Origin of the sequence: Neobacillus cucumis, assembly GCF_016908975.1 — a bacterium.
Classification (GTDB): domain Bacteria; phylum Bacillota; class Bacilli; order Bacillales; family Cytobacillaceae; genus Neobacillus; species Neobacillus cucumis.
The window spans coordinates 65,684-86,393 of record NZ_JAFBEX010000020.1 but is presented as its reverse complement, the minus strand read 5'-3'; the positions used below and the strand labels follow the sequence as shown (position 1 = coordinate 86,393).

The 20,710-nt window shown below is 38.5% G+C and carries 23 protein-coding genes; 9 read left to right on the top strand and 14 right to left on the bottom strand.

The features are described from left to right. Positions 1–116 precede the first annotated feature (116 nt). Positions 117–1,562 carry a glucose-6-phosphate dehydrogenase gene (gene zwf / locus JOC76_RS22570; protein WP_239557904.1) on the bottom strand — a complete coding sequence of 482 codons (1,446 nt, stop codon included), beginning with the start codon at positions 1,560–1,562 and terminating at the stop codon, positions 117–119. 342 nt (positions 1,563–1,904) lie between these two features. Between zwf and hxlA the strand changes: the two genes are divergently transcribed. The 3 genes from hxlA (at position 1,905) to JOC76_RS22555 (ending at position 3,689) form a co-directional block, all read left to right on the top strand. Continuing rightward, entirely contained in the window at positions 1,905–2,552 is a 648-nt protein-coding gene (gene hxlA / locus JOC76_RS22565; protein ID WP_205181030.1) for a 3-hexulose-6-phosphate synthase, read from the top strand. A gap of 8 nt (positions 2,553–2,560) precedes the next feature. Further along, entirely contained in the window at positions 2,561–3,118 is a 558-nt protein-coding gene (gene hxlB, locus JOC76_RS22560) for a 6-phospho-3-hexuloisomerase (protein ID WP_205181029.1), read from the top strand. 205 nt (positions 3,119–3,323) lie between these two features. Next, positions 3,324–3,689 carry a winged helix-turn-helix transcriptional regulator gene (locus tag JOC76_RS22555; protein ID WP_205181028.1) on the top strand — a complete coding sequence of 122 codons (366 nt, stop codon included), beginning with the start codon at positions 3,324–3,326 and terminating at the stop codon, positions 3,687–3,689. Positions 3,690–3,812: 123 nt separating this feature from the next. Here the strand turns inward: JOC76_RS22555 and JOC76_RS22550 are convergent, their stop codons facing one another. Then, the gene (locus JOC76_RS22550) at positions 3,813–5,504 is read right to left on the bottom strand and encodes a glycerol-3-phosphate dehydrogenase/oxidase (protein WP_205181027.1); all 1,692 of its coding nucleotides are present in this window, start codon (positions 5,502–5,504) and stop codon (positions 3,813–3,815) included. A gap of 158 nt (positions 5,505–5,662) precedes the next feature. Then, positions 5,663–7,153, bottom strand: coding sequence for a glycerol kinase GlpK (glpK, locus tag JOC76_RS22545; protein ID WP_205181026.1), 1,491 nt, complete (start codon positions 7,151–7,153; stop codon positions 5,663–5,665). Between the two features lie 188 nt (positions 7,154–7,341). Here glpK and JOC76_RS22540 point away from each other — a divergent pair, with 188 nt between their 5' ends. From JOC76_RS22540 to JOC76_RS22525, 4 genes are all read left to right on the top strand, one after another. Then, positions 7,342–8,040, top strand: coding sequence for a histidine kinase N-terminal 7TM domain-containing protein (locus JOC76_RS22540; protein ID WP_205181025.1), 699 nt, complete (start codon positions 7,342–7,344; stop codon positions 8,038–8,040). Continuing rightward, positions 7,980–8,240, top strand: a complete 261-nt coding sequence (locus JOC76_RS30580; RefSeq protein ID WP_275591399.1) for a PAS domain-containing protein — start codon at positions 7,980–7,982, stop codon at positions 8,238–8,240. The genes JOC76_RS22540 and JOC76_RS30580 overlap by 61 nt, the downstream gene beginning before the upstream one ends. Before the next feature lie 30 nt (positions 8,241–8,270). Then, entirely contained in the window at positions 8,271–8,915 is a 645-nt protein-coding gene (locus JOC76_RS30930) for a GGDEF domain-containing protein (protein ID WP_205181048.1), read from the top strand. 177 nt (positions 8,916–9,092) lie between these two features. Beyond that, on the top strand, positions 9,093–10,427 hold the full coding sequence (locus tag JOC76_RS22525; RefSeq protein WP_205181023.1) for a serine hydrolase: 1,335 nt from the start codon (positions 9,093–9,095) through the stop codon (positions 10,425–10,427). Positions 10,428–10,510: 83 nt separating this feature from the next. Here the strand turns inward: JOC76_RS22525 and JOC76_RS22520 are convergent, their stop codons facing one another. Continuing rightward, complete coding sequence (locus JOC76_RS22520) at positions 10,511–11,317, bottom strand: ABC transporter ATP-binding protein (protein WP_205181022.1); 807 nt, start codon at positions 11,315–11,317, stop codon at positions 10,511–10,513. Positions 11,318–11,479: 162 nt separating this feature from the next. Between JOC76_RS22520 and JOC76_RS22515 the strand changes: the two genes are divergently transcribed. Then, the gene (locus tag JOC76_RS22515; RefSeq protein WP_205181021.1) at positions 11,480–11,716 is read left to right on the top strand and encodes a hypothetical protein; all 237 of its coding nucleotides are present in this window, start codon (positions 11,480–11,482) and stop codon (positions 11,714–11,716) included. Between the two features lie 241 nt (positions 11,717–11,957). Here JOC76_RS22515 and JOC76_RS22510 read toward each other — a convergent pair whose 3' ends face one another. The 5 genes from JOC76_RS22510 to JOC76_RS22490 form a co-directional block, all read right to left on the bottom strand. Next, positions 11,958–12,422: a flavin reductase family protein gene (locus JOC76_RS22510; RefSeq protein ID WP_205181020.1), complete on the bottom strand. Its 465-nt coding sequence runs from the start codon at positions 12,420–12,422 to the stop codon at positions 11,958–11,960. A 14-nt stretch (positions 12,423–12,436) separates the two neighbouring features. Continuing rightward, complete coding sequence (locus tag JOC76_RS22505) at positions 12,437–12,715, bottom strand: hypothetical protein (protein WP_205181019.1); 279 nt, start codon at positions 12,713–12,715, stop codon at positions 12,437–12,439. 33 nt (positions 12,716–12,748) lie between these two features. Continuing rightward, the gene (locus tag JOC76_RS22500) at positions 12,749–14,170 is read right to left on the bottom strand and encodes a radical SAM protein (RefSeq protein WP_205181018.1); all 1,422 of its coding nucleotides are present in this window, start codon (positions 14,168–14,170) and stop codon (positions 12,749–12,751) included. Continuing rightward, positions 14,163–14,906, bottom strand: a complete 744-nt coding sequence (locus JOC76_RS22495) for a prolipoprotein diacylglyceryl transferase (RefSeq protein WP_205181017.1) — start codon at positions 14,904–14,906, stop codon at positions 14,163–14,165. The genes JOC76_RS22500 and JOC76_RS22495 overlap by 8 nt, the downstream gene beginning before the upstream one ends. Positions 14,907–14,972: 66 nt before the next feature. Next, positions 14,973–15,626: a protein kinase family protein gene (locus JOC76_RS22490; RefSeq protein WP_205181016.1), complete on the bottom strand. Its 654-nt coding sequence runs from the start codon at positions 15,624–15,626 to the stop codon at positions 14,973–14,975. A 183-nt stretch (positions 15,627–15,809) separates the two neighbouring features. On the opposite strand from JOC76_RS22490, the gene JOC76_RS22485 reads away from it, so the two are divergent. Then, positions 15,810–16,364, top strand: coding sequence for a GNAT family N-acetyltransferase (locus tag JOC76_RS22485; RefSeq protein WP_205181015.1), 555 nt, complete (start codon positions 15,810–15,812; stop codon positions 16,362–16,364). A 10-nt stretch (positions 16,365–16,374) separates the two neighbouring features. Here JOC76_RS22485 and JOC76_RS22480 read toward each other — a convergent pair whose 3' ends face one another. The 5 genes from JOC76_RS22480 to JOC76_RS22460 form a co-directional block, all read right to left on the bottom strand. Continuing rightward, positions 16,375–16,575: a hypothetical protein gene (locus JOC76_RS22480; protein ID WP_205181014.1), complete on the bottom strand. Its 201-nt coding sequence runs from the start codon at positions 16,573–16,575 to the stop codon at positions 16,375–16,377. Between the two features lie 146 nt (positions 16,576–16,721). Then, positions 16,722–17,267 (bottom strand): outer spore coat protein CotE, encoded by a 546-nt coding sequence (locus JOC76_RS22475; protein WP_205181013.1) that lies wholly within the window; start codon positions 17,265–17,267, stop codon positions 16,722–16,724. A 328-nt stretch (positions 17,268–17,595) separates the two neighbouring features. Further along, positions 17,596–18,030 (bottom strand): YlbF/YmcA family competence regulator, encoded by a 435-nt coding sequence (locus JOC76_RS22470; protein ID WP_205181012.1) that lies wholly within the window; start codon positions 18,028–18,030, stop codon positions 17,596–17,598. A gap of 1 nt (position 18,031) precedes the next feature. Continuing rightward, the gene (miaB, locus tag JOC76_RS22465) at positions 18,032–19,576 is read right to left on the bottom strand and encodes a tRNA (N6-isopentenyl adenosine(37)-C2)-methylthiotransferase MiaB (RefSeq protein ID WP_205181011.1); all 1,545 of its coding nucleotides are present in this window, start codon (positions 19,574–19,576) and stop codon (positions 18,032–18,034) included. 266 nt (positions 19,577–19,842) lie between these two features. Continuing rightward, positions 19,843–20,709 carry a 2-oxoacid:ferredoxin oxidoreductase subunit beta gene (locus JOC76_RS22460; protein ID WP_205181010.1) on the bottom strand — a complete coding sequence of 289 codons (867 nt, stop codon included), beginning with the start codon at positions 20,707–20,709 and terminating at the stop codon, positions 19,843–19,845. Position 20,710 lies beyond the last annotated feature (1 nt).

The window sequence follows — 20,710 nt, the reverse complement described above, 5'->3', positions numbered from 1 at the left end:
AGGGTTGGCTCAATACGTAATTTGAGATAACCCTTTTTTAGTTTCACACAAAAAGTAACTGCACAATAGCCATTGTGCAGCGATTACCTCAAACCCCTAATGTTAACCATATTTTTTTACAGCCACTTAAACCCATCTTCATTCAATAAATAATTTGATGCTTCTGGACCCATTGAACCCGCCGAATAGGTTTGTATAGAGACTAAACTTTCTTCAAATGCTTCTAAAATAGGCTGTACCCATTTCCAAGATAATTCCACTTCATGCCAATGAGCAAAAAAGGTCGAATCGCCTTTTAGGGCATCAAAAATTAATAATTCGTAAGCTTCGGGAACGTCCTCCTTGCTTGCTGAAAAGTTAACCATGATCGGCTCTATTTTTCCATTTATCGGATTTTTACTATTCAATTGCAGCGATACCCCTTCATTTGGATTCACATGCACGATTAGTAGATTCGATTCCGTATTTTGGACTTCACTACAATATAATTCTTTTAGAGAATTCTTGAATTCAATTACAATCTTTGTTGATTTTTCCCTCATTCTTTTTCCAGTTCGTATATAGAATGGAACACCCTCCCAAAAGTCATTATCTACCCATAGGCGGGCAGAGATAAACGTATCGTTAGTAGACGATTCTTCAACACCTGGTTCCTCCAGGTACCCAATAACCTCTTCAGCGTTCACTTCACCTCGTCCATATTGGCCACGAACGACGTTTTTTGCAACTTCCTTTTTATCTAGAAGACGAAGTGATTCCATCACCTTTCTTTTTTCCCCGCGTATTGCCTGCGCACTAATTCGCTTAGGAAGACTCATGGCCGTCATCATCAAAAGCTGCATCATATGGTTTTGAACCATATCACGAATTGCCCCTGCCTTATCATAATAGCCAGTTCGACCTTCTAAACCAACAGTCTCACTAGCCGTTATTTGTACATTGGCAATATATTGATTGCTCCATAATGACTGTAGGATTGGATTCGCAAAGGCTAATGCTTCTAAATTTTGGACCATCGGTTTCCCTAGATAATGATCAATCCGGTAAATTTCATCTTCTTCGAAGACTCTATTAAGTTTTTCGTTCTGTTCTTGTGCCGATTTTAGGTCATGTCCAAACGGTTTTTCGATGATTAATCGTTTCCATCCTTTTGTTTCCCCTAATCCACTCTTTTGGATATTAAAACTAATGACCTCAAAGAATTCTGGAGCAACAGATAAATAGAACATACGATTTTCCATTACTTGCAGCTCTTGTTCATTATGTTGGACAAGTTCAAGCAACTGCTTATAACCCTCTACATGTGTAATATCTAATTGACTATAACGAAACTTTTTAACAAACTCTTTCTTTTTGGCCTTATCATTCACCAAATGTCTTGAATATGTGTACAACGATTGAGTCACACGGTCTTGGAATTCTGCATCAGATAATGAACTTCTTCCAACCCCCACAACAAGGAAAGTATCTGGTAGTTTTTGATTTAAATATAAATTAAACAAAGCAGGATAGATTTTTCTTTTCGCTAAATCTCCTGTTGCCCCGAATAATACAAATGTCATCGAATCTACCTTCTGATCTTTTATGATATTAAGAGATTCCTTAGCATGAATATCAGGACTCACAATTGATATACTCATTATTTTCCCTCCTAACTTTTTTGAGCTTGAAATATGTCAGTTAATTCTGTAAATTACCCTTTTATCAAAATTATAGATGGCAGATCGTTTCACCGTAAGTACGCACTTTCTTTTCATATAGTGAGGAAAAGTATACCAATAGACTCCCATAGTATACTTTTTCGCACTATCTGATTTTAAAGTGCGTACTTTTTTTATAATTTTCTTGGAATTACAATGAATCTAAGCTTTACAAATTCAAACCAAAAAGGAGAGACTATGATTATGAAATTACAATTAGCTTTAGATCTTGTCGATATTCAGGGTGCAATTGAATTGGTGGAAGAAGTTAAGGATCATGTGGATGTTGTTGAAATTGGTACACCAGTGGTCATTAATGAAGGACTTAAAGCGGTTAAGGAAGTAAAAAATGCGTTTCCTCAATTAACGGTGTTGGCTGACCTTAAAATCATGGATGCAGCTGGATATGAAGTGAGCCAAGCCTCTGCAGCTGGTGCAGACATTATTACCATTCTTGGTGCTGCTGAAGATGAATCGATTAAAGGAGCAGTAGAAGAAGCGAAGAAGCAGGGCAAACAAATTCTTGCCGATATGATCTCTGTTAAAAATATTGCCGCTCGCGCAAAAGAATTAGATGAACTTGGCGTTGATTATATTTGTGTTCATACAGGTTACGATCTTCAAGCTGTTGGTAAAAACTCATTTGAAGATCTTGCTACCATTAAAAGTGTTGTTAAAAATGCAAAAACAGCGGTTGCTGGCGGAATTAAATTAGAATCACTACCAGAAGTCATTAAACAACAACCCGATTTAGTGATTGTAGGCGGTGGGATTACGAGCAAAGAAGATAAAAAAGCAACGGCAGCTAAAATGCAAGAATTAATCAAACAAACTGCCGTTCAAGTAGGGTAAATCAAACCATGATTACGACACAATATTTAGATGAAGTGGTTCAAGAATTAGGTCGCACTATAAACCAAATCTCAGACAAAGAGGCTGAGGAGTTAGTGACTAAAATTCTTGAATCCAACAAAATCTTTGTTGCAGGAGCAGGCCGATCTGGTTTTATGGGCAAATCGTTTGTGATGCGAATGATGCATATGGGAATTGATGCTTATATCGTTGGGGAAACGGTAACAGCAAACTTAGAACCAGGTGATTTATTAATCATCGGCTCCGGTTCAGGAGAAACCAAAACCTTGGTTGCCATTGCTGAAAAAGCAAAAAACTTTGGTGGAACCATCGCCGCCATTACGATTTCTCCAGATTCTACAATCGGAAAGCTAGCTGATATTGTTGTTAAGCTACCGGGTGCTCCAAAGGATCAATCAACCGGTGATTACCAAACGATTCAACCAATGGGTTCTCTTTTTGAACAAACAATGTTGTTATTTTACGATGCCCTGATTTTAAGATTCATGGAGAAAAAAGGGCTAGACTCCAATAAAATGTATGGGAAGCATGCAAATCTTGAATAAAATATTACCCTAAATAGAATATTCTATAGACCACAAATTCGAATTTGTGGTCTTTTCCTTTTGATAAAATCGCCAGTGGATGAGATATAATGTTGTTTTTTTACAATCTTTTTAAAAAATACATAAGTATACTTAAAAAATGAAAACTTACTAAATTAGAAGTTTATTATTCATTAATGAAAACAAACAATAGGAGGCAAATAACATGAGTAATCCACGAGGAAAAACATTTAATTGTGAAAAGGAACTTACTCTTTCAATAATCGGCGGGAAATGGAAAATGTTAATCTTATGGTATTTAGGAAAACAGGGAACTAAACGTTTTGGCGAACTCAGAAAGTTAATTCCAGATATTACCCAACGAATGCTTGCGAATCAATTGAGAGAGTTAGAAGAAGATGATATTATTCATCGCGAAGTTTACCCAGTTGTCCCTCCTAAAGTAGAGTATTCACTGACCTTTCAAGGGGAAAGTTTAATGCCGATACTAGAAGCGATGTATGAATGGGGAAAGAATTACAAGATAGTAAACAATCAGAATGAGCTAGAATACATCAATGGTGCGCAGTAATTCTAGTGTACTTTTCTTAAAAATGAATAACTTATTGTTAATATGTTTGGAACAAATAAGAAATTGTCAATATAAAGAATCGACCCCATTTTACTATAAATGGGGTCGATTCTTTATTATGGGTTAATTTTTATTCACCACATTCCTACCATCCATATCTTCATCAACAGGTATCACACAAGCCTTCAAAGCATTCTCAACTTCCAATGTATACTTCTTAATTGCATCATCGGTCCAATTAAAGCGGTCTGCCATGAAAGAAATAACTTGTGTATTCCACTTTCGCACCCTTTGAATATTAAACAACAGATCCCCTGTCCGTCGGTTTAAGAAATCAATTGGGTTGGCGATCAATTCCTCTTCCATCGCATACACAAGCTGCGCAAAGACATCGAGCGGTAAATGATATTTTTGAGCATCATCTAGATTGGAAGCCAATAAATCAAATACACGCTCAATATTAGAACCATATCTTCTGACCAGCTTTTCTGCCTCCACATCGGAGAGTCCAATGTCCACTCCTTTTTTCAAATGCTTTAAAACATATTCAGAAAAATTCGCTGAGCCACCGACATCTCCTCCAGAAATAGGTTGATGTCGTGTTTGGCACGCTGGATACCTTCTGCCTTCTTCTAAATGAAATTTCGTTGCTAAAAGATCTGTCACCATTTCTGCCATTTTTCGGTAGCCTGTTAATTTACCGCCCGCGATGGTGATTAATCCAGAATCCGATACCCAAATTTCATCTTTCCGGGAAATTTCCGAGGCACTTTTTCCTTCTTCAAAAATAAGCGGACGAACTCCGGCCCAACTGGATTCAATATCTTGTTCACCTATAATCGCTCTAGGGAACATGTAATTGATGGCGTTGATAATATAACTGCGGTCACTGACGGTCATTCTAGGGTTAACGGCATCCTCATTATAGAAGGTATCTGTGGTTCCCACATAGGTCTTGCCGTCACGGGGAATCGCAAACACCATCCTCCCATCTGGTGTATCAAAATAAACGGCCTGTTTTAATGGAAAACGGGATTGATCAATGACAAGGTGTACCCCTTTTGATAGCTGAAGGGTCTTCCCTTTTTTGGATTGATCCATTTCACGAATCGTATCTACCCATGGGCCTGCGGCGTTAACGATTTTTTTAGCCCGTACTTCATATTCTTTTCCCGTTAACTGGTCCTGTATGTGCGCTCCGACCACTCTTCCATTCTCGTATACAAGCTTTATAACCTTTGAATAATTAAGAACGGTGGCACCTTTCTCTACGGCTGCCTTCATCACTTCAATTGTTAATCTTGCATCATCGGTACGATATTCTACGTAAAGGCCTCCACCCTTCAGACCGTCCTTTTTAATTAGAGGTTCCTTTGCTAATGTTTCATCGGCTGTGAGCATGGTCCGCCGCTCTGATTTTTTTACATCAGCAAGAAAATCATAGAGTAATAAGCCGATTGAGGTGGTCCATTTTCCGAATGTCCCTCCTTTATGCATGGGCAAAAGCATCCATTCTGGGGTCGTGACATGGGGGCCATTTTCATAAACAATGGCCCGTTCTTTACCGACCTCAGCCACCATTTTAACCTCCCCTTGCTTTAAGTACCGTAAACCGCCATGGACTAATTTAGTCGATCGGCTGGATGTCCCTGCCGCAAAATCCTGCATCTCGACCAGCGCCGTGTTCATGCCACGCATCTGGGCATCAAGTGCAATTCCTGCTCCTGTTATTCCGCCGCCAATGACTAAAACATCATATTTGTTTGTTTTTAGCTGTGCAGTAATCTGCTCTCGATGTAAGTTAGAAAAGGTCATTGCTTTATCCTCCTAAGAAATAGAAGCCACTTTATCTTATGCGTTTTCCCTTTTTTAGAAAACAAAAAGAGACCACAAAGACATTACACATTTTCAGTAATGAATTGTGGTTTCTTTTGTTTCTCCACACCATTTATGAACCCATTTTTAAATCACGCTTACTTAAAAGCCATTGCTGCGTTAACTGCCTTTTTCCAACCGCTATATAATTGATGGCGGTTTTCCTCAGACATGGTCGGCGTAAAATAGCGATTCACTGCCCATTGCTTAGAAATTTCCTCCTGACTTTTCCAGAATCCGACGGCAAGCCCGGCTAAATACGCAGCACCTAATGCGGTGGTTTCATTAATAACCGGCCGTTCCACCGGCACGCCTAAAATATCGGATTGAAATTCCATTAATAAATTATTTTTGACGGCCCCTCCATCAACACGTAGTGTTTTCAGTTCAATTCCGGAATCCGCTTCCATAGAAGTCAGGACATCTTTTGTTTGATAGGCAAGGGATTCAAGGGTGGCGCGAATGAGGTGTTCTTTCGATGTTCCTCGCGTTAAACCAAATACAGCACCGCGGACATCACTGTCCCAATATGGAGTTCCCAAGCCGACAAATGCTGGGACAACGTACACGCCCTCAGAAGATGAAACCTTTAATGCATAGTTCTCACTATCTTTGGCATTCTTGAACATTCTTAAGCCATCGCGCAGCCATTGAATCGCGGAGCCTGCTACAAAAATACTGCCTTCAAGAGCATATTCGACTTTTCCATTCAGCCCCCAGGCAATTGTTGTTAACAAACCATGTGCTGAACGGACTGCTTTACCACCTGTATTCATCAACATAAAGCAACCGGTTCCATACGTATTTTTCGCCATTCCTTTTTCAAAGCAGGCCTGACCAAACAAGGCGGCTTGCTGATCACCTGCCACCCCGGCAATTGGGACCTCTTTTCCAAAGAAATGGTAATCTACTGTTTTCGCATAAACATCCGATGATGGGCGGACTTCTGGAAGCATGGTTAAGGGTACACCAAGAATTTCTAACAATTCTTCATCCCACTTTAGCTCATAAATATTAAACATAAGGGTTCTCGATGCATTTGAATAATCGGTAACATGGGCACGACCGCCGGATAGTTTCCATATTAACCAAGTGTCAATCGTACCAAATAAGAGCTTTCCTTGTTCCGCTTTTTCACGTGCCCCTTCGACATGATCAAGGATCCACTTTACTTTTGTACCTGAAAAATATGGATCAATCAGCAATCCAGTTTTCGATCGAATGACATCTTCGTATCCCTTTACCTTTAATTCTTCGCAAATTTCACTTGTTTGTCTTGATTGCCAAACAATGGCATTGTAGATTGGTTGCCCCGTTTCCTTATCCCAAACCACTGCCGTCTCCCGCTGATTCGTAATGCCAATTCCGGCAATTTGTTCAGGTTGGATGCCGGATTCAGATAAAACTTCGGAAATGACCGAAAGAATCGATCCCCAAATTTCATTGGCATTATGCTCGACCCAGCCTGGTTTTGGAAAGTACTGTGTAAACTCTTTTTGTACAGTGAACACGATTTCGCCCTTTTGATTAAAAACTATTGCCCGAGAACTTGTCGTTCCTTGGTCTAAAGATAAAATGTATTTTTCCATACGTACTCCCCTTAAATAGAAATAAAACATTATAAGCTTTTATTTATTTGTATTTTAACCTTAGTTTGAAAAACTTCCCAGCATTTTTGTTTTGTATATTGACATTAAGTTTTCATGCTCATCTACGTCCAATAGTTGATATAATATTCTAGTCTATTAGGATAAGAATTATATCTGGGAGTAATCTTATGAATTCACTAATCTTTCAATATATCGTCATAATATCCGTTTCAGGAGTTTTATCGGTTCTCTTAACCATATATGCTTTTGTTAAAAAAGAACTCATGTCGAGCCGGAAAACATTCATTATCATGTCCGTATTATCGGCCATTTATATATTCGGACATGCATTGGAACTATCCAGCAGTACCATAAACCAGATTAGCTTTTGGATCAAATTTCAGTACTGTGGATTGCCATTTATTGCGCCAACATGTCTCGTGCTCGTCTTACAATATGTGGGTTTAGATAAATTTTTAACTCGCGGCAGAATCATTTCTCTATTCATCATCCCTTTGATTACTTTCCTGCTTAGTTGGACCAATGACATTCATCACTGGATGTATCGTTCCCTTTATTTACGACCAGATGTAACTAGTCCTGTGGTTGATATGATTACCGGACCATGGTATGTCGTTCATGGCAGTTTTACATTTGGGTCCTTGCTGCTTGGAACCTGTATTTTATTATGGTATTGGCAGCGAACAAAGGCTACTTACTGGAAACAAATTGTCACACTCATAGCAAGTCTTGTCATCCCCATGATTGCTTCCTTTCTATACTTAATTGGACTTTCCCCTTATGGGATGGATCCAGTCCCAATGGTATGTGCTTTACCAATGCATTATATTTCTGGGGGATTTTCTCTTCGGAGCTCTTTGTTTTAGCCCCCATTGCACGAGAACGGATCTTTGAAAGCATGCAGGACGGTGTCCTCGTCATCGACATTTCGAATCGACTTATAGACTATAATCAAGCGGCAGAACAAATAAATCCAACACTCACGCCTGTCGCAATCGGAAAAGAAATCAATCTAATTTTGAATGAGTATCAAGGAATGCAGGACCAAGAATTTGAATCTGAATAGTTCAATCCCAAAAATGATAAATATTACCACATTCTTCCCACTCCAATTTATAAGAACCAAAAGATCTTTGTCGGTACAATCATTGTTATACGTGATATTACAAAGCAGAAAAAGCTTGAGGAGCAATTAAAACATCTTGCCTATTTTGACGGGTTAACCAATATTTATAATCGTTCCTACTTCTTAGATAAGAGTAGTGAACAACTAAAGAACGCTATTCAAACTAAAGCGCCATTATCATTTATTTTATTTGATATTGATTATTTTAAGAAGATCAATGATCATTACGGACATCTAATTGGCGATGCAGCAATTCGACATGTTGTATCCATATGTAAAAAAGAACTTGAACATGAATCCATTTTTGGGAGGTATGGAGGAGAGGAATTTGTCTTATGTTTACCAGGTAAATCGATTTCGGATGCAGCAAAAATCGCCGAAAAAATTCGAGCGGCCATTGAATTAACACCGCTTAATACCAATCAAGAACTTATTTTCGTTACAGCCAGTTTTGGCGTTTCCGACCTTAATCCCTATGCTAAAACACTAGAAGTCCTCTTACATGAATCCGATCAGGCATTATACGCATCCAAAGAAAGCGGCAGAAACGCGGTCCACCTTGCTTTCAATGGTTCTTATGTAGGCTTTGATCCAATGGTGACCATAAACAAATAAAACTATATGTTTTTTCATAGAGGAGCAGTATTATAGATAGGCAGAATCACTTACTTGAAAGGATGGGGAATGGATTTTGTTTAAAAAAATGGCGGCGATGGCGTTTGCGGGGATTTTAATGCTGTCGTACGGAAAAATAGCCACACTGCATCGGCAGATACTATTTTAGGACCTGATGTGACCAACTATATTGGTTCTCGAAGTAACACCGTTTCTGTTGGGGTTTATGATGCAAACATGGGGCAAACATACACTTACAACTCTTCTAAAACCTACTATACGGAAAGTGTTGTAAAAATGTCGATGCTGGCAGATGTGCTCTATCAAAAGTTTCCAATAACAAGCTCCGAAAATTCATTGCTGACTAGAATGATAGAAAATAGTAATAATAGTGCTGCAAGTACCATCTGGCGGCAGCTTGGAAGCGATAAAGCTGTCCAGTCCTTTTTTCAAAAAGTTGGTTTAAAAAATACGATTGCAGGAACAGACGGCTGGTGGGGCCACACGACCACCAATGTGACAGATCAACTTACGATGATGAAATACTTTGCCTATCCTAATTCAGTATTAACCGATTCACAAAGGACTTATGGTCTGAATCTTATGCAGCATGTAGAGTCGGATCAACGCTGGGGAACCGGATATGGGATTCCAGCAGGCGTCAGTGTGGCATTAAAAAATGGCTGGGTTACATCGAATCCTCCAAGCAAACTCTTTGTTAACAGTTTAGGATACATAAATGGACAAGGTAAAAATTATGTGATTGCGGTTCTAACAACCGATAATAGCTCCCTATCCTATGGTATGGAGACCATTAATAAAATATCGAGTTTGGTATGGAATGAAGTACCAAAGACACTTCCGTCTATTGGTGTAATGGATGCAACAACAAATAATTCGACTATCAATGAACAAAGTGTCGTAAGAGGCTGGTTCATAGATGAAAAAGGTGTTTCCAAGGTTGATATTTTGGTAGATGGTAAGGTGGTTGGGCAGGCGGTGTATGGCGATTCAAGATCAGATGTCCAAAAAGCCTATCCCCAGTACAAAAATGGGAACGCTGGTTTTCACTTTACACTCGACACAACTAAACTTAGTGATGGAAAACATACGGTTACAATCAAAGAAACGGGCAAAAACGGACGAGTCACTGCATTACCTGATAAAAACATAACCATCGCTAACTCTAGAGGCTATGTGGATAAACCTGTAACCAATACGACTCTAATTGGTACCTCCAATGTATCGGGCTGGTTTTTGGATATAACAGGTGTATCCAAAATCGACATTTTGGTAGATGGTTCAGCCGCTGGCCAGGCAGTCTATGGCGATTCAAGACCAGATGTGCTAAAAGCCTATCCTCAGTACCATAATGGGAACGCCGGCTATCACTTTTCTCTTAATACTGTTAATTATAGTGAAGGGAAACATACCATTACCATTAAAGAAACAGGCAAAGACGGTCGCAGTAAGACATTGCCCGGAATATCTGTTATGTTGAAATACAAATAATAAAGCAGTCTAAAGATCCTGTCTGTGCTTCAAAAAAAACCGCAATCAAATTCGATTGCGGTTTTTTTGTTATCCATTTTCGATTAAGAATTCATGCTAATGGTTTCTTTTGCCGGTTGTTTGGAAAGCAGCGGACGTTCATTTTCCCACTGCACTTTAACCGGAAGATTAAAATACTGTGTCAGCATGTCGCTATTCATCATATTTTTGGTATCTCCCGCTGCAAATACTTGTCCTTTTTTCAAAAGTAACGTTTTACTGAAAGCAGGCAGGATTTCTTCAACATGGTGAGTGACATAAATGATGGTCGGTGCATCCGGATTATGGGTTATTCTTTCAACCGAATCAAGCAATTGTTCTCGGGCAATAAAATCTAACCCATTAGTCGGTTCGTCCAGTATCAGTAAGGCAGGGTTGGCCATCAGTGCCCGTGCGATCAGAACACGTTGTTTTTCACCCTGTGATAAAGTGTGATAATTGCGATTGGCATATTCGATACAGCCAAGCTCATCAAGAAGGTCAATGGCCTTTTTTCTAATTTCGTCTGTTGGTGTTTCATAAAGGCCAATGGAAGCATATTCACCGCTTAAGACGACTTCAAAAGCATTATCATCCGGATGAAATTTTTCTTGAAGTGACGATGACACAAATCCAATCTGCTTCCGGAGTTTTTCTGCCAGATAGGTTTTTCCAAATTCCAAATCAAGTACCGTGATTTTACCTTTTGTTGGGAAATAATAGGCATTAAGCAAATTTAAGATGGCCGTTTTTCCCGAACCATTTAATCCAAATAACACCCAGTGTTCCCCTTTTTCAATTTGCCAATTAATATCCTGCAAGATCCATTTGCCGTCACGTATTAATGAGACGTTTTCTAGTTGAACTACCACATTGATCACACCTTTCGCTACTATTATAATATCAAAATTTTCAGAATCAAACTTAAAAATGTTTTAAAGAGACTCTATTTCATAAAAATTGTTGCTTATGGAATCATTAAATGTATAATAATTTAAGTGGTAATATTTTCAAATACAGGGGGGGGGAATTATATGAAATTAAAGAGTTTCATAGTTACATTCGGGTCGTTCATTTTGACAACTACCAGCCTCTACTTAATCGGTTATGTGTTCACTATTCCTACGTTGATGTTTCATTATGAATATACAGATAACACAAATGGCTTTTTTATTACAACTGGTTCATTGGTTCCGATTATTATCGGTTTGGTTATAAGTTTTATTTCCGAAAGAATTTATATATACAAACACCGGCAGAAACTTGGATAATTATTCCAATTTTTCACTTTCTTATTTTGTCGATGGAAAGGAATGAAACTGTTTAGCAAGAACTAACATTTCTAAAGCTCCGAAGCTTTCCCCTTTCCTTTCCTTCGACAGTTTTGAAGGCTTCTTAACCGCCGAAGCTTTTCCCTTTCCTTTCCTTTCCTTCCAAAGTTTTGCAATGAAATCATGCATATCCAAATCATAAAGAAAAGAACCCACCTCTTGATGGATTCCCTAAATTCTGTCATTCTTCAGTTAGCGAACGGTATTTTCCACTAAAATAGATAAGCGGCTCTAAATCTTCAATCTGGAGATCCATTACCTTGCCGATAAACAGTGTATGATCCCCCTCGATATGTGCTGCAGTCACTTCACAGGCAATCTGTGCTACTGAACCTGGTAAAACAGGAATTCCCTCTAATAGGTCAAACTTTACCTCTTGATGATTTTTTTGCTGTCCCGCAAAATGCATGGACAGGTCTTGCTGGAAGCTGCTGAGGATGTTCACGGAAAATTTTCCACTTTGGTTTATTTTGTCAAGCATTTGTGCTTTTTCAGAAATCGAAACTACCACTAATTTGGGACTTAATGATACGGACATAAATGCATTAGCTGTCATGCCATGAATACTGCCGTCCACTTCTGTGGCCACCACAGTTACCCCTGTGGCAAACTTCCCCATTGCGTTACGAAATTGACGATCATCCATTCAACTTCTCCCCCTCACCCACCTAAATTGGATATCAAGATACCAGCACAAGCTGAAAATAACAATATATTTAATCCTAAGCCAATTAATGCCCCCTGCCCCAACCGTTTCTTTCCTATGGAGAAGGCTACAATTGGAATGACAATAAGTGCAATTCCAGCAAGCAACATATAAGGGAGGATAAGGGATGAAGAAGCTACTAATAATATGATCCCTAGAAGGTATATACCTAAAGCAATCCCAATCCCCAACCACAGTTGCTTTAGTGATCCATCGTTTTGATTCTGACTCAACCAAAGACCCCCTATTCTTATTTTGAATAAGAATTAATCTGCATTTATATAAGTTTTCCTCTCAAGTTCCGCTTGAATTTTCTTCAATTCTTCCTCTTTCTCATCCCGGTAAAATAAATTGTAGGTATCAAACGGAATGATTCTCCCATCTGGATGGGCGATATGAACACAGGATTTCTTTACGGATCGAACATCAAAGTTATAAGCATCTAAAAATTGCATAATAATCACTCGAAAGACATTATCATAACCAATTGGACCGGGCATTGATACTTTTGGCAGACAGCACAAAAGATCTTTTAGTGATATCGCTGATGAATCAGGCGAATGATTTAGGGAAAACAATTTAAAAATCATCTCTTTAATGTGATCATCCTGTTCAAATACAATCGTGTTTCGTTCGCCTTCTAAGAGAATGTTCGGATCAATTAGACCTGTTAATGGTGTGACCCTATCATTTTGTTTTAACGCATAGCCCATCGCTAAACAATCAGGATGACAGGGAACAGGAATCATATCTTTCTCACCAAATACTCCCGATTGGTCAATAATCATTTGTCTTACTTCACTTAATGTGAGCCTGTTGATGGATGGATCGTATTCCTCTAATCTGCCTGCAGCCTGTATGGGCTGAAAGGTAACTCCCCTAACACATTTCTGTTTTAACCCGTATTGAATAATTTTTCCAACCTCATGGTCATTTAAGCCCTTTTTCAGTGTAACAACCAACGTGGTCGAGATATTATACTGATTTAAATTTTCAATTGCCTTCTCCCTTACTTCTCTTAAATCTACACCTCTTAATTCTTCGAGGGCTTCTTTTTCAAAACTATCAAACTGAAGATAAATTTCAAAACCAGGAGAATATGCGGCAAGCTTTTTCACAAATTCTTTATCAGTTGCAATTCGAAGACCATTCGTATTGACCATTATATGCCGGATGGGTCTTGATTTTGCCATGTCTAGGATGTCAAAAAAATGAGGATGGATGGTAGGTTCTCCCCCGCTGATTTGAACAATATCTGCCTGCCGTTCATTTTTAATAATATTATCAAGCATAAATTCAATTTGCTCTAAGCTGCGGAAAGTTCCTTTTTGTGGAGAGGATTCAGCATAGCAGATAGGACATTTTAAATTACAGCGTTCCGTTATTTCTAAAAGGGTTAAACAGCTATGCTGCTCATGATCAGGACAAAGACCGCAATCATAAGGGCAGCCATACTTTATTGGGGTGTTCCAGCGATATGGCATTTCTGATGGCTTGATAAACTCACGACACCATTTATAATAGGCCACATCAGTGGATATCAGGACTTTTTCTCTCCCATGGTGCAGACAATTTTTCACTAAATAGACTTTTTCATTTTCGATAATGACTTTTGCTTCTACTTTTCTTAAACAGGTAGAACAGATGCTGTTCGTAAGTTCATAAAATAAATAGGGACGGTTAGGCATGGATTTCACTCCTCTTTTTCGACTGTTTTTTTGAGACAAGTCTTATGTAATAAAGGATTCCTAGCAGACTAGCAATTTGGATATTATTAAATAGCCAATATGGATGTGGGGTTGGTTTGATAAAATCAATCAAAAAACGAAAAACAAGATAAGAAAGCATAAATAATTGAAACAACAATCCTTCCCATCCCAACTGTTTTCTTTTTACCATAAAAAGAGCTATAACTAAGAAAAGTAAGAAAATGATTTCGTACAGCTGTGTTGGATGACGTTTTACACCATCACCAAAATCTACTCCTGTAATCCAAGTGGTTGCGACACCATAAGTATGGTCGTCTAACCCGGTTAAAAAACAGCCAATCCGGCCAATCATCATGCCTGTAGCTAATGGAAAGACAAAATCATCACCAGTCGAACGGGTCCAGCCAATCCACTTTTTGGCTGTTTCTACACCGATTAGTCCTCCTAATAAACCACCGACTATAGTCTTCCCGTCTGCCAGATACATGAGATTGTTCCAATTCTCAATCGTTTTAACAGGATCTTCAAACCAATATAAAACCTTTGAACCGATTGCCGCTCCTAACGTGGCCCCCACTACCACCCAAATCGCTTTATCTAACGGGATTCCTTCCTTATTTCTTGTATACAAATAAATACGGAATCCAATAAAATAGGCTAACGATTCAAAAATCAAATGAGGGTGGATACCGAATATATAGAAAGGGAAATGCACCGATTACCCCGCCTTTCCAAAAACTAGGTTCCATTCTATATTATCAGAAAATTCAACCTTACAGTTTTATTTTTCCAATTTTCTTTTAATTCTTCGGTACAATCGATAGCCCTTACGAATCCCATCTACCACTCGAAAAGGAATAGGCGGATGGTATTTGTAAAGTAAAGGACAATATATTTTGTGATAAGCTCTTTTTAAATCATCCCACTTGTGGCAATAGCCTTGTTTATAAAAATCCGATACATCTACAATATAGCCTCTTCCTTCAAACATCACCACGTTCTTCCCATGGACATCAAATGGATTTAAGCCTACTGAGCGCGCATACTCTAAACCATCATCAATATCTTTAATCGCGATTTTAGGAATCTGAACCCCTTTTATCAATGCATTAAATAAAGTGATGCCTTCTAGTTTTTTTAAGATTAAATAAGTTTCTCCATAGCCATAAAGACATGAAAAAGATTCATGATTTCCTAGTTTTTGATAAACATCTATTTCTTTCACAAGTTCCTCATGATTTCTCCCATATACTTTTACCACCACTTCTGGATAAGACTCATGTAAGAAAACTCCTGCATAATTACCGCAGCCAATCGTCCGCCAGGAAGCAGAACGATTCTCAACGAGTATAGGATCATAGGGATTTTCTACAGATAAATTTATATATGGCAATAATTCCGATTCGATTAAGTTCGTTAATACATTTACGTCCATTTGCACACCTTCTAATGTTTGACTCAGATTTTATTGCTTTACCTTCAAAAAGATACCTTGTCTGAATTTTAACAAAAATATCGCTTCTTTCTAGATATTTTTTTTTCTGCAAGATACAATAAAAGAAATATTTGTTCTGTCAGCCATTTTACATTAAGTCGATGAAAAAAGAGAGGTAAGTTCATGCCTTTTCCAATATTAGAAACCAAACGATTGAAATTAATTGAACTGACACACCAACATGCGAATGCCGTATATGAAATATTATCATTAGATGTCGTAACTCAATTCTATGGAACTAGTCCGTTTACATTACCAGCAGAAGCGAATCGGTTAATTGATATATATTACAAGAATTACTTAGATAAACGAGGGATTCGCTGGGGGATTAAATTAAAAGAAAACCAAAGAATCATTGGTACCGTTGGTTTAAACGTACTGCATCTCAAAAATAAACGAGCTGAAATAGGCTATGAGCTTCACCCCTCATGTTGGAGAAAAGGGTTTGCTGTTGAAGCCGTAAGTGAAGTCCTAAAGTTTAGTTTTAAAAAGCTGGAATTAAATCGAATTGGAGCGGTCGTCTATCCTGAAAATAATGCGTCTCTTTCTTTGCTTGAAAAGCTTGGATTTTCAAATGAAGGTTTACTGCGCGGCTATATTCTCCAAGATGGAGTATTCCATGATACGTTTATGCTGTCATTACTGAAACAAGAATGGGAAAAAAGCCAGGAGGAATAATCCTGGCTTCTTATTCTTCAAAATAATTCTTCACTGCTTTTGGGTTCTTAATATCCCCGTCATGATAATAGGGATTATTTACTGTTGCATTCTTTGGATCAAGATTCGTCTTGATTACAATCGTTGGCGTTGGAGTACTTTCAAGAATGATTCGATCATTCAGTTGAGCAAAATCCGGTATTTTTCTACTTCCAGGTTGTCTCGGTTCCATGTTTGCACCTCCTAAAACTAGGATGCAGCGTTTTTTAGGAATCATTCATGAAAACCAGATATTGTTTACATCAATCTAAAGCTTGAACATTCATTATATATTGATAAAAAAGAAAAAAACTAGGAAGTATTACCTTCCTAGTATCTTTATTCCTCTTCTCCGCCAACTAAGAAATCTGGGTTAAGTTCCTCAAATTCTTCGTCATCAACATCCAATCCCCAATCATCGTCATTGTCTTTGCAAGCTTCTAGGCTTACCTTGACGCAAACCTTTGTCTCACCAATCACTTCGACAAGGAATTCCCTTTCAACATGGACGATGATACGGTTTCCATTAGGGGAGATGACGGCTTCACAGCAGTTTGGCTGTTGCAGCACTCGTGCACAAATTTCATTGTCATCGAGGCAGTCATGGTCACGATACTTTAGCTTAATGACATCTGTATACTGAACGCGTTCAGTTACCACCTCTGTTTTGGTATTTTCATTATAGGAATACCAAACATTAATATCATACGAGCCGTGTATCTCTACCGTTTTGCCAACTTTTTTCGCGTTGTATTTATGGTTAATTATCCAACAGCCAAGAATACTTGTTGGATGATGCGCCGGGCTAATCGTATGATTGGACTGGGTGAATTTGCGTCCTTTCGCTACTACGGCCTTCGTAATAATCTCTCTATATTCTCCCATTTCGCGCGAACCCTCCTCATTCATTTTCAATTCATCGTATGCAATTCTTTAGACTAGTGTGATATATATTTTTGTGAATACTGGTTAAAAGTTTAGTCATGCTTCATTTTATGCGGAATTTATAGGTTGGTGCCTTTCATTGCCTGTACTAAAGTAAGGTTGGATAGGGGCTTTTTTTGAGGAGCGGATAGATATGATAAAAAAACTCGCCGATTGGCGACCTCCGTATGGGGCGGTTCATGAGGCGTAGGTGCACTTATGCCTGATAGGTATACTTTCTTATCGGCAAAAAGAAAACCAGACTTCCTGAAGAAGTCTGGTTTATAAATTAATGTTCGTGATCACAGGATCCGCCATTTTTCATGCTTGCGCCTGTTTCCCCGATTAATACGTCGCCGCCAGTTGAAATAATAATTTCATCTGTAACCGTATTGGAAATTGTTGAAGCAATTAACTGTAACAATTCATTTACATCAACTTGGGACTGTTTGAAATCCTGAACTACCGGAATATCATCTAATTCTTGTTCAATCGAAGCAATTTTTTCTTCCACCTTTTTTAGGGCTTCAGATTTACCATAGTGCTGCAAGTTTACAGCCTGCTTTTGCAATCCTTTAATATCGGAGATTAAGGTTTTAACCTTTTGATTTTCATGAATATGTGCTTCTGCCCGTTTAAAGAAATCAACTTCCTCTGTTTCTGCAATCATTCGAGCTAATTCCGCTGCGCGAGCGACGATATCGTCTTTTGTATACTTCGCCACCTTATTTCACCTCAACTGGTTCTAATTCTTCCACCATTTCTCCATTTAATGACCATGTTTTTGCTTCTGTAATCTTTACTTTAATAATTTTTCCAATTGTTGATTTTGGTGCAACCACGTTTACAAGCTTGTTTCTAGAAGTATATCCTGCAAGCACTTCAGGGTTGTTCTTACTTTCCCCTTCGATTAACACATCAACAATTTGACCTTCGTGCTTTTTCATTGCTTCGAGCGAAAGATCATTTACCAAAGTGTTTAGACGTTGTAGACGTTCTTTCTTCACTTCAAGTGGAACATTATCTTCCATTTTTGCAGCAGGTGTACCTTCACGCGGTGAATAAATGAAGGTATACGCTAATTCGTAACCCACTTCACGGTATAATGATAAGGTTTCTTCAAATTGCTCGTCAGTCTCATTAGGATAGCCAACAATAATATCAGTAGTTAGGGCTACATTTGGAATCGCAGCCTTAATTTTTCTTACTAACTCTAAATATTGTTCTCTTGTATATTTTCGAGCCATGATTTTTAACACGTCTGTTGAACCGGACTGAACTGGTAAATGAATATGATCCATTAAGTTACCACCCTTAGCGAGTACTTCGATTAGACGGTCATCAAAGTCACGTGGGTGGCTTGTGGTAAAACGAATTCTTGGAATATCAATTTTACGCAGCTCATCCATTAAGTCCCCTAGCCCATAGTTCATACCCTCTAAATCTTTACCATAAGCGTTAACGTTTTGACCTAGTAAAGTAACTTCCTGGTATCCCTGTGCAGCTAAATGACGGACTTCCTGGATAATCTCTTCAGGCAGTCGGCTCCGCTCTTTCCCACGTGTATAAGGAACGATACAATACGTACAGAATTTATCACAACCATACATAATGTTAACCCACGCTTTAATTTTCCCACGACGGACCTTCGGAAGATTTTCAATAACGTCGCCTTCTTTTGACCAAACCTCGACGACCATTTCTTTAGACATATACGCTTCATTCAAAATATTTGGCAGGCGGTGGATATTGTGTGTACCAAAAATCATATCTACATGATGATACGTTTTAAGGATTTTATTCACAACTGATTCTTCTTGAGACATACATCCGCAGACACCAAGAAGTAAATCTGGCTTTTCCATTTTGAGGGCTTTTAAATGACCAAGTTCACCAAAAACCTTGTTCTCCGCATTTTCACGGATGGCGCATGTATTTAAAAGAATAACATTTGCGTCCTCTGTATTATCGGTTGGTTCATAACCAAGAGCGAGGAAAATTCCTGCCATTACCTCGGTATCATGTTCATTCATTTGACAGCCATAAGTGCGGATGTAAAATTTTCTGCCTCCACCCATTCCGCGAAACTCTTCAGGAATGGCAAAATCAGAATGATATTTCACTTCTTCTTTACCACGTTTTTTTGCATCTTTTAAAGAAGGTGCAGTTATTACTTTTTCGAAGTATTGGCTATAATCCTTGGCGGATTTTTTGTCCGAAGAATTAGTAGCGGCAACTTGCTGGCCTTCTAATCTTTGTTTTTCATTCATTTGTGATTAACCCCTTTCTTTTAAAAATAACCTTGAAATGTCTACTAAATTTTCAATTGTTATTTATTCCCTGTGCTCCATTCTGAACTCTGCACATTATTATAGTATAAAGGTTTAAACAAATGAAAACAATAGAAATCCCTGTCAACACCGTTGGTATACTTAGACTCCTGCCGAGAGATATGGGCGAATAGATTTTGAGATAAAGGAATATATCCTAGCGCAAAAAAATACTAAATAACCCGCGGATTTCCGCGGGTTATCAATTACATAAATTCAGCAACTAATTTATCAAAATGTGCCTGATCGAGATTTAATTCTGCCTTCGTTAGTGGTTCTGCGGAATAGCCAGGAATTAATTCTTGGTATGAAGGACGTTGCGTATCTTGATAAATCAAACCTGTAACTAAGCCATTATGCTTCATTAATGTCTGCATCGCCAGTTCACGGTTAGAAGGATCATATCCTTCAATGGTACTTAGTTTTGTGAGGTTTTCCTTAAACCAGTCATATGTGTTGACTTTATTATACGTCACACATGGACTGAAAACGTTGATTAAGGAGAAGCCCTTATGCTTAATACCCGCTTCAATTAATGCAGTAAGATCTTTTAAGTCAGTTGAGAAGCTTTGTGCGACAAATGAAGCTCCAACTGTTAAGGCCATTTCCATTGGAGAAATCGCTTGTTCAATGGAACCCATCGGTGTAGATTTTGTTTTAAAACCTACTGCTGAACGAGGTGATGTTTGTCCCTTCGTTAAACCATAAATCTGGTTATCCATAACAATATACGTGATATCCACATTACGGCGGATAGCATGTACCGTATGTCCCATCCCGATTGCATAACCGTCACCGTCACCACCAGAAGCAATAACTGTTAAATCACGGTTTGCCATTTTAACACCTTGAGCAATCGGTAATGAACGACCGTGAATTCCATGGAAGCCATATGAGTTAATGTAACCAGAGATACGACCAGAGCAGCCAATCCCTGAAATTACTGCTAAATTTTCTGGTTCTAAACCGCAATTCGCTGCTGCACGCTGCATTGCTGCTTGTACGGAGAAGTCGCCACAGCCTGGGCACCAGTTCGGTTTAACATCATTTCTAAAGTCTTTAAAAGTGGCCATT

Bases quoted from the DNA above. Each gene is read 5' to 3' on its own strand.
- JOC76_RS22510 (WP_205181020.1), bottom strand. From the start codon at position 12,422: ATGGATGATCGTCAATTTCGTAACGCAATGGGGAAGTTTGCCACAGGG.
- miaB (WP_205181011.1), bottom strand. From the start codon at position 19,576: ATGAATGAAAAACAAAGATTAGAAGGCCAGCAAGTTGCCGCTACTAAT.
- JOC76_RS22540 (WP_205181025.1), top strand. From the start codon at position 7,342: ATGAATTCACTAATCTTTCAATATATCGTCATAATATCCGTTTCAGGA.
- JOC76_RS22485 (WP_205181015.1), top strand. From the start codon at position 15,810: ATGCCTTTTCCAATATTAGAAACCAAACGATTGAAATTAATTGAACTG.
- hxlA (WP_205181030.1), top strand. From the start codon at position 1,905: ATGAAATTACAATTAGCTTTAGATCTTGTCGATATTCAGGGTGCAATT.
- JOC76_RS22490 (WP_205181016.1), bottom strand. From the start codon at position 15,626: ATGGACGTAAATGTATTAACGAACTTAATCGAATCGGAATTATTGCCA.
- JOC76_RS22555 (WP_205181028.1), top strand. From the start codon at position 3,324: ATGAGTAATCCACGAGGAAAAACATTTAATTGTGAAAAGGAACTTACT.
- JOC76_RS22460 (WP_205181010.1), bottom strand. From the start codon at position 20,709: ATGGCCACTTTTAAAGACTTTAGAAATGATGTTAAACCGAACTGGTGC.
- JOC76_RS22500 (WP_205181018.1), bottom strand. From the start codon at position 14,170: ATGCCTAACCGTCCCTATTTATTTTATGAACTTACGAACAGCATCTGT.
- hxlB (WP_205181029.1), top strand. From the start codon at position 2,561: ATGATTACGACACAATATTTAGATGAAGTGGTTCAAGAATTAGGTCGC.
- JOC76_RS30580 (WP_275591399.1), top strand. From the start codon at position 7,980: ATGTGCTTTACCAATGCATTATATTTCTGGGGGATTTTCTCTTCGGAG.
- JOC76_RS22550 (WP_205181027.1), bottom strand. From the start codon at position 5,504: ATGACCTTTTCTAACTTACATCGAGAGCAGATTACTGCACAGCTAAAA.
- JOC76_RS22515 (WP_205181021.1), top strand. From the start codon at position 11,480: ATGAAATTAAAGAGTTTCATAGTTACATTCGGGTCGTTCATTTTGACA.
- JOC76_RS22475 (WP_205181013.1), bottom strand. From the start codon at position 17,267: ATGGGAGAATATAGAGAGATTATTACGAAGGCCGTAGTAGCGAAAGGA.
- JOC76_RS22480 (WP_205181014.1), bottom strand. From the start codon at position 16,575: ATGGAACCGAGACAACCTGGAAGTAGAAAAATACCGGATTTTGCTCAA.
- glpK (WP_205181026.1), bottom strand. From the start codon at position 7,153: ATGGAAAAATACATTTTATCTTTAGACCAAGGAACGACAAGTTCTCGG.
- zwf (WP_239557904.1), bottom strand. From the start codon at position 1,562: ATGACATTTGTATTATTCGGGGCAACAGGAGATTTAGCGAAAAGAAAA.